10 protein-coding genes, 4 tRNA genes, 1 rRNA gene and 1 pseudogene are annotated in these 15,276 nt (G+C 46.7%); all 16 read right to left on the bottom strand.

Going from position 1 to position 15,276, the window contains the following annotated elements:
• Window positions 1-9: 9 nt before the first annotated feature.
• Window positions 10-480: a 30S ribosomal protein S7 gene (gene rpsG, locus ICN36_RS02185; protein WP_015420229.1), complete on the bottom strand. Its 471-nt coding sequence runs from the start codon at window positions 478-480 to the stop codon at window positions 10-12.
• Between the two features lie 161 nt (window positions 481-641).
• A complete protein-coding gene (rpsL, locus tag ICN36_RS02180) occupies window positions 642-1,022 on the bottom strand; it encodes a 30S ribosomal protein S12 (RefSeq protein WP_072582063.1) in 381 nt (126 codons plus the stop codon).
• Window positions 1,023-1,199: 177 nt separating this feature from the next.
• Window positions 1,200-5,462 carry a DNA-directed RNA polymerase subunit beta' gene (rpoC, locus tag ICN36_RS02175; protein ID WP_216226781.1) on the bottom strand — a complete coding sequence of 1,421 codons (4,263 nt, stop codon included), beginning with the start codon at window positions 5,460-5,462 and terminating at the stop codon, window positions 1,200-1,202.
• 1 nt (window position 5,463) lies between these two features.
• Window positions 5,464-9,564 carry a DNA-directed RNA polymerase subunit beta gene (gene rpoB / locus ICN36_RS02170; RefSeq protein ID WP_216226780.1) on the bottom strand — a complete coding sequence of 1,367 codons (4,101 nt, stop codon included), beginning with the start codon at window positions 9,562-9,564 and terminating at the stop codon, window positions 5,464-5,466.
• A gap of 226 nt (window positions 9,565-9,790) precedes the next feature.
• A complete protein-coding gene (gene rplL, locus ICN36_RS02165) occupies window positions 9,791-10,165 on the bottom strand; it encodes a 50S ribosomal protein L7/L12 (RefSeq protein WP_173941805.1) in 375 nt (124 codons plus the stop codon).
• Window positions 10,166-10,315: 150 nt separating this feature from the next.
• Window positions 10,316-10,843, bottom strand: a pseudogene (rplJ, locus tag ICN36_RS02160) (50S ribosomal protein L10); the annotation flags it as partial.
• Between the two features lie 236 nt (window positions 10,844-11,079).
• Window positions 11,080-11,781, bottom strand: a complete 702-nt coding sequence (gene rplA, locus ICN36_RS02155) for a 50S ribosomal protein L1 (protein WP_071464433.1) — start codon at window positions 11,779-11,781, stop codon at window positions 11,080-11,082.
• A 2-nt stretch (window positions 11,782-11,783) separates the two neighbouring features.
• A complete protein-coding gene (rplK, locus tag ICN36_RS02150) occupies window positions 11,784-12,215 on the bottom strand; it encodes a 50S ribosomal protein L11 (protein ID WP_068320088.1) in 432 nt (143 codons plus the stop codon).
• A gap of 147 nt (window positions 12,216-12,362) precedes the next feature.
• Window positions 12,363-12,935, bottom strand: coding sequence for a transcription termination/antitermination protein NusG (gene nusG, locus ICN36_RS02145; RefSeq protein ID WP_216152352.1), 573 nt, complete (start codon window positions 12,933-12,935; stop codon window positions 12,363-12,365).
• A gap of 7 nt (window positions 12,936-12,942) precedes the next feature.
• Window positions 12,943-13,320: a preprotein translocase subunit SecE gene (gene secE / locus ICN36_RS02140; protein WP_216226778.1), complete on the bottom strand. Its 378-nt coding sequence runs from the start codon at window positions 13,318-13,320 to the stop codon at window positions 12,943-12,945.
• A 20-nt stretch (window positions 13,321-13,340) separates the two neighbouring features.
• A tRNA-Trp gene (locus ICN36_RS02135) sits at window positions 13,341-13,416 on the bottom strand.
• A gap of 27 nt (window positions 13,417-13,443) precedes the next feature.
• Window positions 13,444-14,634 carry an elongation factor Tu gene (gene tuf / locus ICN36_RS02130; protein ID WP_216152347.1) on the bottom strand — a complete coding sequence of 397 codons (1,191 nt, stop codon included), beginning with the start codon at window positions 14,632-14,634 and terminating at the stop codon, window positions 13,444-13,446.
• A 64-nt stretch (window positions 14,635-14,698) separates the two neighbouring features.
• A tRNA-Thr gene (locus ICN36_RS02125) sits at window positions 14,699-14,773 on the bottom strand.
• 21 nt (window positions 14,774-14,794) lie between these two features.
• Window positions 14,795-14,868: transfer RNA gene (locus ICN36_RS02120), tRNA-Gly, on the bottom strand.
• Window positions 14,869-14,873: 5 nt separating this feature from the next.
• Window positions 14,874-14,958 (bottom strand) — tRNA-Tyr (locus ICN36_RS02115).
• A gap of 104 nt (window positions 14,959-15,062) precedes the next feature.
• Window positions 15,063-15,176: ribosomal RNA gene (gene rrf, locus ICN36_RS02110) — 5S ribosomal RNA — on the bottom strand.
• Between the last annotated feature and the right edge of the window lie 100 nt (window positions 15,177-15,276).

Below are 15,276 nucleotides of genomic sequence, written 5' to 3'. Positions count from 1 at the left end.
GCTGTGCGATTAGAAGCGGAAATGTGAGAAAGCTTTGTTAGCTTCTGCCATACGGTGAACTTCTTCACGCTTCTTCATTGCTCCGCCGCGACCTTCTGCAGCTTCTAATAATTCGTTGGCCAAACGTTGGGCCATTGATTTCTCACCACGCTTTTTAGCGGCTTCGCGCACCCAGCGCATTGCCAAAGCAGAACGGCGTGATGGACGAACTTCAACAGGAACCTGATAGTTAGCACCACCAACACGACGGCTCTTCACCTCAACCATTGGCTTAACGTTGCCCATAGCTGTTGAGAAAACTTCAAGTGGTTCTTTATTTGCTTTTTTCTCGATGTGGTCAAAGGCACCGTAAACGATACGCTCTGCAACCGATTTCTTGCCGTCCAACATGAGGACGTTCATGAATTTAGCTACTTCTACATTTCCGAATTTTGGATCCGGCAAAATTTCCCGTTTGGGAACTTCACGACGACGTGGCATAACTACTCCTTCAGTTCAGTTAGGGATGATTCACATGAATCACCCACTCCGGTTGCCCTACTATCTAAGAAGATTCCTAGACGGAACAACCACTTACTTGTCTTTAAAGTCTGACAAACGAAGACTTACTACAAATACTTCAGCAAAAATCTATTGAAAGATTAAGCAGATTTCTTAGCGCGCTTAGCACCGTACTTGGAACGTGATTGCTTACGGTCTTTAACACCTTGCAAGTCAAGTGAGCCACGAACGATGTGGTAACGAACACCTGGCAAATCCTTTACACGACCACCACGGATTAACACTACTGAGTGTTCCTGGAGGTTATGGCCTTCACCGCCAATGTATGAAATAACTTCAAAACCATTGGTTAAGCGAACTTTGGCTACTTTACGAAGCGCAGAGTTAGGCTTTTTAGGAGTAGTGGTGTACACACGTGTACAAACACCACGGCGCTGCGGACTGTTTTCCAGTGCAGGGCTCTTGCTTTTAACGATAAGCCTGGATCTTGGCTTGCGTATTAATTGATTAATTGTTGGCATAAAATAGCTCGGTTAGTACTTCTTTGTTGCTTTCTTTAAGAAAATCAATGACTTAGAGAATTTCTAGGTCAAAAAGACCCTCTTCTGAATCAGTAGAACTCAGCATTCTAGCTTGGCCAGCCTTTTCCGTCAACCAAATGGGGAAAAAACTGGCCATTTCTGGCCAGAATTACCAAATTAGCTTGGATCAGCCTCCCCAGCAGGAGCAACGATTTCAGCCTCTATTTCTACAGGCGTATTGACCATTGCTTCCTCTTCGGCGGCAATCATTTGAGCGCGATCACGTTCGAACTGCTCTCTGACCTTGCGTGCACGGCGATAAGACAAGCCGGTACCAGCAGGAATCAGACGACCAATAATGACGTTTTCCTTGAGGCCACGAAGTGTATCGGTCTTGCCCATAATTGCGGCTTCGGTCAATACACGGGTGGTTTCTTGGAAAGAAGCCGCTGAAATGAAACTGTCTGTCGACAAGGATGCTTTTGTAATACCCAACAGCACGTTTTCGAACTGGGCTGGGCGCTTACCTGCGGCAATCACCAAATCATTTGCGTCATACAGTTTTGAACGCTCAACTTGCTCACCAGTGATGTAAGCGGTATCGCCGCCATCAGTAATTTGCACACGACGCAACATTTGACGCACGATCACTTCAATATGCTTGTCGTTAATCTTCACGCCCTGCAAACGGTAAACGTCTTGAACTTCATCAACGATGTAGATCGCCAACTCTTCAATACCGCGGAGAGTCAAGATGTCATGTGGATCAGCAGGGCCTTCCACAATCATCTCGCCCTTGTTCACAACTTGACCGTCATGAACAAGAACTTGCTTCTCTTTAGGAATCAAGAATTCATTGGCTTCGCCGTCCATATCGGTAATAACCAAACGCTGTTTACCTTTGGTTTCTTTACCGAAAGAAACTGTTCCAGTAACTTTCGCCAAGACAGCTGCATCTTTAGGTGAACGTGCTTCGAACAATTCAGCAACGCGTGGCAAGCCGCCGGTAATGTCGCGAGTCTTCTGTGATTCGATTGGAATACGTGCCAATACTTCACCAACTTCGACCTTTTGACCATCTTTAACAGTAATCAAAGCACCTACTTGGAGACCAATGTTTACTGGGTGATCAGTACCGGCAATCATGACTTCGTTACCCTTGTCATCAACCAAGTTGATCATTGGGCGAACGCCTTTGCTTGCAGCAGAGCGACGTTTGCCGTCAATAACCACCAAAGTGGACAGACCAGTAACTTCGTCAACCTGCTTAGCAACGGTGACGCCTTCTTCAACGTTATCAAAGCGAGCGATACCCGCGTACTCAGAAATAATCGGGCGTGTTAACGGATCCCATGTCGCCAAGCTTGCGCCAGCCTTAACAGTTGCATCTTCTTTCAACAAGAGAGTTGCACCGTAAGGTACTTTATGACGCTCGCGCTCACGACCATTCTCATCAACGATCAAGGCTTCGCCAGAACGTGAAATCACGATCTGCTCGCCCTTCGCGTTCTTGACAACACGCATCGTGGCAGAGAATTTCAAAGCACCATTAGACTTAGCTTCGATGTTGCTTGCAACCAAAGCACGTGATGCTGCACCACCGATATGGAAGGTACGCATAGTCAACTGTGTGCCTGGCTCACCGATGGACTGAGCAGCGATAACGCCTACTGCTTCGCCAACGTTCACCAGACCGCCGCGACCAAGATCACGACCGTAGCACTTAGCGCACAAACCAAAGCGAGTTAAGCAAGACAATACTGTGCGCACTTTAACTTCGTCGATACCCAATGCAACGATTTGATCAACATGATCTTCGTCGAGCAAGGTGTCGTTAGGAACGATGACTTCTTGTGTATCAGGATGAACGATGTCACCGATACATACACGACCCAAAATACGATCACGCAATGCTTCGATAATTTCGCCGCCTTCAACAAGCGCTTTCATTGTTACGCCAGAAGTTGCGCCGCAATCATCTTCAATCACCACGAGGTCTTGAGTAACGTCGCACAAACGACGTGTCAAGTAACCAGAGTTCGCTGTCTTCAACGCTGTATCAGCAAGACCTTTACGAGCACCGTGGGTTGAAATGAAGTACTGTAATACGTTCAAGCCTTCACGGAAGTTCGCAGTAATTGGGGTTTCAATGATGGAGCCATCAGGCTTAGCCATCAAACCACGCATACCAGCCAACTGACGAATCTGCGCTGCAGATCCACGTGCACCAGAATCCGCCATCATGTAGATGGAGTTAAAGGACTCTTGACGAACAGTCTTACCGTTACGGTCGAGTACGTCAACGTGTGACAACTCGTCCATCATCGCCTTACCAACTTGGTCACCTGCAGCACCCCAAATATCAACCACGTTGTTATAACGCTCTTGATTGGTTACGAGGCCTGACATGAACTGCTTGTCGTACTCTTTAACCTTGGCAGAAGCCTCAGTGATGATGCGCTCTTTAGAGGTCGGGATCAACATATCGTCAATCGCAACTGAGATACCAGCGTTGGTTGCCAAACGGAAACCAGACTGCAAGAGGCGGTCAGCAAAAATAACTGTTTCACGCAAACCGCACTTGCGGAATGATGTGTTGATCAAACGTGAGATTTCTTTTTTCTTCAAAGGCTTGTTAATTTCCTCGAAAGACATGCCTTTAGGCAAAATCTCAGACAAGATTGCACGGCCAACTGATGTTTGATAGATCTTGGTCTTTTCAGCAAAACGGGCATCGCCCTCTGCCTTCTTGTCCACAATCTCAAACTCAGTAATACGAACAGCGACACGAGAAGCCAATTCAACTTGACCTGCTTCGTATGCGCGTACTACTTCAGTAATGTTAGCGAACACCATGCCTTCGCCTTTACCGTTTATCTTGTCACGTGTAGCGTAGTACAGACCCAACACCACGTCCTGTGAAGGAACGATTGATGGCTCGCCGTTAGCTGGGAACAATACATTGTTCGAAGCCAACATCAATGTACGTGCTTCCATTTGCGCTTCGAGCGACAAAGGAACGTGAACCGCCATTTGGTCACCATCAAAGTCCGCGTTAAATGCCGCGCAGACTAATGGGTGCAATTGGATTGCTTTACCTTCAATCAGCATTGGCTCGAAAGCCTGAATACCGAGACGGTGCAATGTAGGCGCACGGTTCAACATGATTGGATGTTCACGAATCACTTCTTCGAGAATGTCCCAAACGATTGGAGTCTGGCTTTCAACTTCTTTCTTTGCAGCCTTAATCGTGGTTGCAATTCCCAAAGTCTCAAGCTTGTTGAAAATAAATGGCTTGAACAACTCCAAGGCCATCAATTTTGGTAAGCCGCACTGATGCAATTTCAATGTAGGGCCAACCACGATGACTGAACGACCAGAGTAGTCAACACGTTTACCCAACAAGTTTTGACGGAAACGACCGCTCTTACCTTTAATCATCTCAGCCAAGGACTTGAGAGGACGCTTGTTAGCGCCAGTCATAGCCTTACCACGACGACCGTTGTCGAGCAATGAGTCAACCGCTTCTTGCAACATGCGTTTTTCGTTACGAACGATGATCTCTGGTGCGCGCAACTCTAACAAACGCTTTAAACGGTTGTTACGGTTGATTACACGACGATAGAGGTCGTTCAAATCGGAGGTAGCAAAGCGACCGCCATCCAATGGCACCAATGGGCGCAATTCAGGTGGCAATACTGGCAACACTTCCATGATCATCCAGTCAGGCTTAATACCTGAAGTCTGGAACGCCTCGAGCACTTTTAAGCGCTTAGCGTATTTCTTGATCTTGGCATCGCTACCAGTAGCTTTTAAATCAGCACGAATGGTCTCTACTTCACGATCGATATCAATCGAACGCAAGAGGTCACGAATACCTTCCGCGCCCATGATGGCCGTAAATGCGCCGTCACCATACTCTTCAGTCTTGGCAATGTATTCGTCCTCAGACATGATCTGACCACGCTTCATCGCGCCTTCAGGAGTCATGCCAGGATCAACCACTACATATGCTTCAAAGTAGAGAACGCGCTCGATATCACGCAATGTCATATCGAGAACCATACCCAAACGGGATGGCAAGGACTTCAAGAACCAGATGTGCGCTACAGGGGCTGCCAACTCAATGTGGCCCATACGCTCACGACGTACCTTGGCGAGAGTAACTTCAACACCGCACTTCTCGCAGATTACGCCACGGAACTTTAAGCGCTTGTACTTGCCGCATAAGCACTCGTAGTCTTTGGTTGGTCCAAAAATCTTGGCGCAGAACAAACCATCACGCTCGGGCTTAAAAGTCCGGTAGTTGATGGTTTCTGGTTTGCGTACTTCACCAAAAGACCATGAGCGAATTTTCTCAGGAGATGCGAGACCAATTTTGATGACATCAAACTGCTCTTCGCCCTGCGTTTGCTTAAATAAATCTAGCAATGCTTTCATATCAGTTGCGCTCCATGTCAATGTCAATACCCAACGAACGGATTTCTTTTACCAGCACGTTGAAGGATTCGGGCATGCCAGCATCAATCGTGTGCTCGCCCTTGACGATGTTTTCGTAAACCTTGGTACGGCCTGCGACGTCATCAGACTTCACTGTCAGCATTTCCTGCAAGACATATGAAGCACCGTATGCTTCGAGGGCCCAGACTTCCATCTCACCAAAGCGCTGACCACCAAACTGAGCTTTACCGCCCAATGGCTGTTGCGTTACTAAAGAGTAAGGTCCGGTTGAACGTGCGTGCATCTTGTCATCGACCAAATGGTGGAGTTTCAAGACGTGCATTACACCAACTGTTACTGGACGCTCAAATTGATCGCCAGTACGGCCGTCGCACAAAATCATTTGCTGACGTGAAGGAGTCATCTTCAAAGATTTAGCAACATCTTCTGGGTACGCCAACTCGAGCATGCGTCCGATTTCAGCTTCAGTAGCACCGTCAAACACCGGAGTAGCGAATGGCAAGCCTTGGCGTAAATTCTCAGCCAAAACTGTGATCTGCTCATCAGTAAAGTTGTCGATATCTTCAATGCGACCGGTTTCGTTGTAAAGCTGCTTCATGAACTTACGAAGTTCAGCTTGCTTAGCTTGTTGACGAACCATCTCATCAATACGCTTACCAATACCTTGAGCCGCCCAACCTAAATGGGTTTCCAAGATCTGACCTACGTTCATACGGGAAGGAACACCCAATGGGTTCAAGACGATGTCAACAGGGCGTCCGTCAGCCATAAACGGCATATCTTCCGCAGGGGCGATTTTAGAAACCACACCTTTGTTACCGTGACGACCAGCCATCTTGTCACCAGGCTGTAAACGACGCTTAACGGCCAAGTAGACCTTAACCATCTTTGTTACGCCAGGCTGTAAATCATCGCCCTGGGTAAGCTTGGTGCGCTTCTCTTCAAAAGCTTCATCAAATTGCTTACGCTTCGCTTCGATAGAAGATTTAATTGCTTCAACTTGTGAAGCAACCTCATCATCTGCTGGACGAACGTCAAACCAATGGTATTTATCTAAGCTGGCAAGGTATTCCTTGTCAATCTTAGTGCCTTTAGCTAATTTCTGAGGACCACCATTGGCAACTTTGCCAATCAACAGTTTTTCTAAACGCATGAAGGCATCGCCCTCAACAATACGCAACTGGTCGTTCAAGTCCAAACGATAGCGTTGTAATTCTTCTTGAATAATCGCCTGTGCACGTGCATCACGCTCAATACCTTCACGGGTGAAGACCTGAACATCAATAACAGTACCGATCATTCCAGATGGAACACGCAAAGAAGTATCTTTAACGTCAGATGCTTTTTCACCGAAGATCGCACGTAGCAACTTCTCTTCAGGAGTGAGAGTAGTCTCACCCTTTGGAGTTACCTTACCAACTAATACGTCGCCAGCTTCAACTTCAGCACCGATATAAACAATACCGCTCTCATCCAAACGGGAGAGTTGTGACTCTGCCAAATTAGAGATATCGCGAGTAATTTCTTCTGAACCAAGCTTGGTATCACGTGCAACTACTGACAACTCTTCAATATGAATGGAGGTGTAGCGGTCATCAGCAACAACTTTTTCAGAGATCAAGATTGAATCTTCGAAGTTGTAGCCGTTCCATGGCATAAATGCCACAGTCATGTTTTGACCCAAAGCCAATTCACCCAAATCGGTAGATGCGCCGTCAGCAACAACGTCACCACGCGCTACGCGATCACCAGCCTGAACGATTGGACGTTGGTTGATGTTGGTATTTTGGTTTGAACGGGTGTACTTGATGAGGTTATAAATATCCACACCAACTTCACCGGCAGCTGTCTCATCATCGTTTACACGAATCACAACACGGTTAGCATCGACATAATCAACGATACCGCCGCGAGACGCCAAAATAACTGTGCCGGAGTCAACCGCAACAATACGCTCTAAACCTGTACCAACCAATGGCTTATCCGGACGCAAGCAAGGAACTGCTTGACGCTGCATATTTGCACCCATCAAAGCACGGTTTGCATCATCGTGCTCTAAGAATGGAACGAGTGAAGCAGCAGCAGAAACGATCTGGCTAGGAGCAACGTCAATGAAATCGATGCGCTCTGGGCTAACCATCATGGTCTCACCAGCTTGACGAGCAGAAACCAATTCGTCGGCCAACTTACCGCTCTTGTCGATTGTTGCGTTTGCCTGAGCAATCACATACTTTGCCTCTTCAATTGCTGAGAGGTAAACCACTTCATCGCTCACCTTGCTATTGGAAACTTTACGGTATGGGGTTTCTAAGAAACCGTGCTCATTCAAACGCGCAAATAACGCGAGTGAGTTGATCAAACCAATGTTTGGTCCTTCTGGAGTTTCAATTGGGCAAACACGTCCGTAGTGGGTTGGATGCACGTCGCGCACCTCAAAGCCTGCGCGCTCGCGGGTCAAGCCACCAGGTCCCAATGCAGAAATACGACGCTTGTGCGTGATCTCTGAAAGTGGGTTGGTTTGGTCCATAAACTGGGACAACTGTGAAGAACCGAAGAACTCACGAATAGCAGAAGAGATTGGCTTGCTGTTAATCAAGTCATGGGGCATGAGGTTTTCTGTTTCGGCTTGGCCGAGACGTTCTTTAACCGCACGCTCAACACGTGACAAACCAGCACGGAATTGGTTTTCAGCCAATTCGCCAACGCAACGTACACGACGATTACCTAAGTGATCGATATCGTCTACTTCGCCTTTGCCGTTACGCAAATCTACGAGGGACTTAATAGTGTCGAGAATATCTTCGTTCGACAGAACCATTGGGCCTTCCATTTCTGGACGGTTCAAACGACTGTTGACCTTCATACGGCCAACGCGAGATAAGTCGTAGGTATCTTCGTTATAGAACAAGCGCTGGAACAAGGCTTCAACAGCATCTTCTGTTGGAGGCTCACCAGGACGCATCATGCGGTAGATGGCGATACGAGCAGCCATTTGGTCCGCAGTTTCATCAGTACGCAATGTCTGAGAAATGTATGCACCAGAATCCAAATCATTGGTGTAGATAGTTTCTAATTGCTTGATGCCTGCATCGCGCAATGTAGCCAATACCTCTTCAGTGATTTCATCATTAGCGTAGGCCAAGATTTCACCAGAATCTTGATCAACAATATTGCGCGCAACAACACGACCAATTAAATAGTCATCTGGTACAGCGATTGTTTTTGTCTTAGCAGCTTCAAGTTCGCGGATATGCTTTGCATTGATACGCTTGTCTTTTTGAATGACAACAACGCCATTCTTGTCGAGCACATCAAAGCTAGCCAACTGACCACGCAAACGCTCTGGCACAAATTCCATTGAGCCGCCGTTAGCAGTCAATGAGAAATGGTCAAAGTTAAAGAAGTTAGCAAGAATCTGTTCGTTGTTTAAACCAATTGCTTTGAGCAAAATGGTGACAGGCATCTTACGACGACGGTCAACGCGGAAATAGAGAATGTCTTTCGGATCAAACTCGAAATCGAGCCATGAACCACGGTAAGGAATGATGCGTGCTGAGAACAGCAACTTACCTGAGCTGTGTGTTTTACCCTTATCGTGTTCAAAGAAGACGCCTGGGGAACGGTGCAACTGAGAAACGATGACACGCTCAGTACCATTAATCACAAAAGAGCCATTTTCTGTCATGAGTGGAATTTCACCCATGTAGACTTCGCTCTCTTTTACCTCTTTAACCTTAGTAGGCGCTTCGCGATCATAAATAATCAAGCGAACTTTTGCGCGTAAGGCAGAGTGGTATGTGTAACCACGTTGTTGACATTCTTTAACGTCAAACGGTGGCTGTGATAACTGGTAAGACACGTATTCCATACGTGCATAGCCGTTGTTAGACACAATTGGGAATGCTGATGTAAAGGCAGCTTGAAGTCCCTCAGTAAGACGAGACATTGCTGGCTTTTCAGCCTGTAAAAATTTAGCGTAGGATTCCAGCTGCGTTGCGATCAGGTAAGGAACCTGGTGGTTGTTTACTCGCTTAGCAAAGCTTTTACGGACTCGCTTGCGTTCGGTGAAGCTATAGTTCATTTCATCTCCGAATTCAGCGACTGTACAAAGATTTGGCGATTGGCCACTACCAATCACTGGCGGACAACACTAAACCGATAGATTTAGTGTCCGACCAAACTTGCATTCTGCAGTCGTATCAGAAGGCAAACCCGATTTCAATCAGAAATGAAATCGGGTTTGACCTCTAAAGATCAAACCCAACATAACTAACGACTCCTTTTGGGAGGCGTTAGAAAAGTTTGTATTACTTGATTTCTGACTTAGCGCCTGCTTCGTCAAGCTTCTTCTTAGCTTCTTCAGCCGTCTTCTTATCAACAGCTTCTTTGATTGGCTTCGGTGCACCATCAACTAAGTCCTTAGCTTCTTTCAAGCCAAGACCAGTAATTTCGCGAACCGCCTTAATTACTGAAACCTTGTTTGCGCCAGCTTCGAGCAAGTTAACAGTGAATTCTGTTTGCTCTTCAGCAGCAGCGCCGCCAGCTGCACCAGCAGGACCAGCAACAGCCATCGCTGCAGCTGAAACGCCAAACTTCTCTTCGAACGCTTTAACTAAATCGTTCAAATCCATAACGGACATGCTACCTACTGCATCAATGATTTCTTCTTTAGTAATCGCCATTTTTAGCTCCTAATACTTAAATAGTTAATCTGTCGCTTATTCAGCGGCAGGGGTTTCAGGTGTTTCTGTTCCAGCTTCTGGGGCTGCAGGCTCAGCGGCTGCTTCCGGAGCTGCGGCTTCAGCAACTACTTCTGCTGGTGCTGCTGCTTCTGCTGCAGGTGCTGCCACTTCGGCTACCGGAGCAGGTGCTCCTTCTGCCTTTTGTGCTGCTACTGCGCCCAATACGCGAGCCATAGCAGAAACTGGGGCCAACATGACGCCCAACAACTGAGATAACAACTCGTCGCGGCTTGGAATAGACGCGAGGGATTTAACGCCCGCTACGTCCAACAACTTGCCGTTATATAAGCCAGCAGTAATGACTAGCTTGTCTTGAGTCTTAGCAAAGTTCTGTAATACTTTTGCCGAAGCAATCGGATCAGCAGAGATGCCGTAGATCAAGGGGCCAACCATCGAATCAGCAAGAGGCTCAAACTGTGTGCCTTGTGCAGCACGGCGTGCCAATGTGTTCTTCAAAACGCGAAGATATACACCTTGGTCACGTGCGCTAGCACGTAGCTTTGTCAACTGCTCTACTGGAATACCACGGTATTCAGCGAGCACGACTGTTTGAGCTCCAGCCAATTGAGCGCCGACATCAGCAACAATCGCTTTTTTGTCTTGTACATTCAAAGGCACGGTTTAACTCCTAAAAAACCAACTGTTTCCAGTTGGGGTTACACACCAGCGTCTGATCATTTGTTCACAAAGTTTTTGTGAAAATCTTTTCAGGGTCGCCATCTGCGCTGGCTATTACTTTCGTAACGATTAAGAATTAACTCTTTAGAAGCAACTAATTCACCAACGGTCTTTGATGTTCGACTCTCACCCAAAGAGCGGGAGTCGACCCAAAGTTCTTTTTTGTTACAAGCTAATTAAGCTGCCGCCTGTAACGATGCTTGGTCTACGCGTACGCCGGCACCCATGGTGCTGCTTACGGCAACCTTCTTTAAATAAATACCCTTAGATGCAGGTGGCTTTGCTTTATTCAACGCCTCAAGCAATGCGAGCAAGTTTGACTTCAATGCAGTTGGCTCAAATGAACGACGGCCAATGCTTGCGTGCACGATGCCGGCTTTGTCCACACGGAACTGAACTTGACCAGCTTTTGCATTTTTAACTGCAGTAGCAACGTCAGGAGTAACTGTTCCAACTTTTGGATTTGGCATCAAACCACGTGGGCCTAATACTTGACCTAAAGTACCAACAATTTTCATTGTGTCTGGGGATGCGATCAAAATATCGAAATCAATTTTGCCGCCTTTAATTTGCTCAGCAAGTTCTTCCATGCCAACAATTTCTGCACCAGCGGCTTTAGCTTGCTCAGCCTTCTCGCCTTGAGCAAAAACAGCTACACGAACATGCTTACCTGTACCAGCTGGGAGCACTACTGCGCCACGCACAACTTGGTCAGATTTCTTAGCATCAATACCTAACTGAACTGCAACGTCGATTGACTCATCAAACTTCGCAGTTGCACACTCTTTAACGAGGTTCAATGCGTCATCTAATGAATAGAACTTGTTGCGATCAACTTTAGATTGAATTGCTTTAACGCGTTTAGATAATTTAGTCATGATTAGAGACCTTCCACAGTGATGCCCATGGAACGGGCGCTACCAGCGATTGTTCTAACAGCCGCGTCCATATCGGCTGCTGTCAAATCTGGCATTTTTGCTTTAGCGATTTCTTCCGCTTGAGCACGAGTAATTGAACCCACTTTATCGGTATGAGGACGTGGTGATCCTTTTTCAATCTTCGCAGCCTTCTTGATCATGATGGTCGCTGGAGGAGTCTTCATGATGAATGTGAAGCTCTTATCAGCAAACGCTGTAATCACAACTGGAATTGGAAGACCTGGTTCCATGCTCTGAGTTTGAGCATTGAACGCCTTACAAAATTCCATAATGTTAAGACCGCGTTGACCCAATGCTGGACCTACGGGTGGTGATGGATTTGCTTTACCTGCAGGGATCTGCAGCTTAATAAAGCCAATAATCTTCTTTGCCATGTGTGCTCCTTAAAGCGCGCCTAACCTCATTAGGAAAGACCGCTGTTGAGTAAACGCTTCGCTAGTTTTTGGCTTTCTAGCTCCGCTCCTCGGTTATTGCTAACCACTTAACTGCTTACTACTAAAACTAGGACTAAGTCCTTGTTTTTACATCTTTTCTACCTGGCCGAACTCCAGCTCAACTGGGGTACCGCGGCCGAATATTGTAACAGAAACGCGCAATCTTGACTTCTCATAGTTGACTTCTTCGATATTTCCGTTGAAATCAACAAATGGTCCTTCTTTAACTCGCACGATCTCGCCAACTTCAAATAGGGTCTTAGGCTTAGGTTTATCCACCCCAGCCTGCATTTGATCCATGATTTTTGCTACTTCCGCAGTGGAAATCGGGCTTGGTCGGTTACGAACGCCGCCTACAAAGCCAGTCACTTTTGGAGTGTTTTTTACTAAATGCCAGCTTTCATCCGTCATTTCCATCTCAATCAGGACATATCCTGGGAAGAAGCGACGCTCAGAAACTGACTTAGTACCGGACTTGATCTCCACAACCTCTTCGGAAGGGACCAAAATACGGCCAAATTTCTCAGGCATTCCAGAGCGTGCAATACGCTCTTCAAGGCCTTTTTTCACGCTCTTTTCCATTCCAGAATAAGCATGAATGACGTACCAGCGCATATTGCCGGTAGCCTGTGGATTTGTAGCTACTTCAGAATCAATCATTTTTTACTCACTTCCAGCCCAAAAAGACTGAAAAAACTAGCCATTCAATCAATTTGTCTGCAATCCACAAAAACAAGGACATGATCAGAACAAAGCCAAATACGACTAGAGTCATTTGGGTAGTCTCTTTACGAGTTGGCCAAACAACCTTTTTTACTTCATACCAAGAATCTTTTGCGTAGGCGATGAAACGACGCCCATCAGGAGAAATTGCCACAATCAAAACTGCAGCTGCGATGCCGCCAAATAAAACAGCAAGACGAATCAATATAGATTGATCAGCGAGCGTGTAGTACAGAACTAACGCTGCAACGACGATTAAAGCAGCGAGTACAGTGACCCAGCTGCTTTTTTCTTCAGAATGACTTACTGTTTGATGAGACATTTTGCTTTCAGTTCAAATCGTGGCAGGGGCGGAGGGCATCGAACCCCCAACCTTTGGTTTTGGAGACCAACGCTCTGCCAATTGAGCTACACCCCTTTATAAAAACTCATTACAAATGACTACTTAAGCCAAAATCTTTGCAACCACACCGGCGCCAACAGTACGGCCACCTTCACGGATCGCAAAACGTAAACCTTCTTCCATCGCGATTGGAGCGATGAGCTTTACGGTAATCGAAACGTTATCACCAGGCATCACCATTTCTTTGTCTTTTGGCAACTCGATTGAACCAGTTACGTCCGTTGTACGGAAGTAAAACTGTGGACGATAGTTGTTAAAAAATGGAGTATGACGACCACCTTCGTCTTTACCCAAGATGTAAACCTCGGCTGTAAAGTGAGTATGTGGGGTGATTGAACCTGGCTTAGCCAATACTTGGCCGCGCTCAACTTCTTCACGTTTTGTACCGCGTAACAAGATACCAACGTTATCGCCTGCTTGACCTTGGTCGAGCAATTTGCGGAACATTTCAACACCAGTACAAGTTGTCTTGAGTGTTGGCTTGATACCGATGATTTCGATCTCTTCACCCACTTTAACGATACCGCGCTCGATACGGCCTGTAACTACAGTACCGCGACCAGAGATAGAGAACACGTCTTCTACTGGCATCAAGAAGGCGCCATCAACAGCACGTTCTGGAGTAGGAATGAAGGTATCTAATGCTTCAGCCAATTTCATGATGGCTTCTTTACCCAATGGGCCTTCGTCGCCTTCAAGGGCTAACTTAGCAGAACCACGAACGATTGGTGTGTCATCGCCAGGGAATTTGTATTTAGATAAAAGCTCACGAACTTCCATTTCTACGAGCTCTAACAACTCTTCGTCATCAACCATGTCGCACTTGTTCAGGAACACGATGATGTAAGGAACACCAACTTGGCGTGCCAAGAGGATGTGTTCACGAGTTTGTGGCATTGGGCCGTCAGCAGCAGAGCAAACTAAAATTGCGCCGTCCATCTGAGCAGCACCAGTAATCATGTTCTTAACGTAGTCAGCATGTCCTGGGCAATCAACGTGTGCGTAGTGACGGTTTGCTGTCTCGTACTCAACGTGTGCTGTATTAATCGTAATACCGCGTGCTTTTTCTTCTGGAGCAGCATCGATCTGATCGTATGCTTTAGCTTCGCCACCGAATGCTTTAGAAAGCACGGTTGCAATTGCTGCTGTCAATGTGGTTTTACCGTGGTCAACGTGACCGATGGTGCCTACGTTTACGTGCGGTTTTGTCCGCTCGAATTTTTCTTTTGCCATTTTTAATCTGCCTTTAGTTAGCTCTTAAACCAAACACGAAATACACAATTAATAAAATCAAACATGGTGCCCATGGGCAGGATCGAACTGCCGACCTCTCCCTTACCAAGGGAGTGCTCTACCACTGAGCCACATGGGCGAAATCTAATGCAACAAATTCTGGAGCGGGATAAGAGAATCGAACTCTTGACCGAAGATTGGAAATCTGCTGTTTTACCATTAAACTAATCCCGCACATCTGGTGGAGGGGGTAGGATTCGAACCTACGTAGGCATAGCCAACAGATTTACAGTCTGCCTCCTTTAGCCGCTCGGACACCCCTCCGCGAACCCAACATTCTGACTCCAAATGGAGTTTCTGTCAATATCTCTAAACGCTTTGCACAAGTAAAAACGCCCAGACCTAATGGGTCTGGGCGTCGCATTGGTGCCCGGCAGTTACCTACTTTCACACGGGTAATCCGCACTATCATCGGCGTAAAGTCGTTTCACTGTCCTGTTCGGGATGGGAAGGAGTGGTTCCAACTTGCTATGGTCACCGGGCGTAGAGGGTCGAGTTGCTGATTAAATCAACAACTCTATTTGAGTAAGCATGTAATAAGGATGCAGATTAAATCTGGCAAACATCCAACACAATAGTGCT

Origin of the sequence: Polynucleobacter sp. UK-Gri1-W3 (genome assembly GCF_018881595.1) — a bacterium.
Lineage (GTDB): Bacteria > Pseudomonadota > Gammaproteobacteria > Burkholderiales > Burkholderiaceae > Polynucleobacter.
The sequence above is the reverse complement of the archived record's forward strand: the minus strand, read 5'-3'. Positions and strand labels throughout refer to the sequence as shown.

Coding starts and splice junctions, on each gene's coding strand:
- rplL (WP_173941805.1), bottom strand. CDS start 10,165: ATGGCGATTACTAAAGAAGAAATCATTGATGCAGTAGGTAGCATGTCC.
- rpsG (WP_015420229.1), bottom strand. CDS start 480: ATGCCACGTCGTCGTGAAGTTCCCAAACGGGAAATTTTGCCGGATCCA.
- rpoB (WP_216226780.1), bottom strand. CDS start 9,564: ATGAACTATAGCTTCACCGAACGCAAGCGAGTCCGTAAAAGCTTTGCT.
- secE (WP_216226778.1), bottom strand. CDS start 13,320: ATGTCTCATCAAACAGTAAGTCATTCTGAAGAAAAAAGCAGCTGGGTC.
- rpsL (WP_072582063.1), bottom strand. CDS start 1,022: ATGCCAACAATTAATCAATTAATACGCAAGCCAAGATCCAGGCTTATC.
- rpoC (WP_216226781.1), bottom strand. CDS start 5,462: ATGAAAGCATTGCTAGATTTATTTAAGCAAACGCAGGGCGAAGAGCAG.
- rplA (WP_071464433.1), bottom strand. CDS start 11,781: ATGACTAAATTATCTAAACGCGTTAAAGCAATTCAATCTAAAGTTGAT.
- tuf (WP_216152347.1), bottom strand. CDS start 14,634: ATGGCAAAAGAAAAATTCGAGCGGACAAAACCGCACGTAAACGTAGGC.
- rplK (WP_068320088.1), bottom strand. CDS start 12,215: ATGGCAAAGAAGATTATTGGCTTTATTAAGCTGCAGATCCCTGCAGGT.
- nusG (WP_216152352.1), bottom strand. CDS start 12,935: ATGATTGATTCTGAAGTAGCTACAAATCCACAGGCTACCGGCAATATG.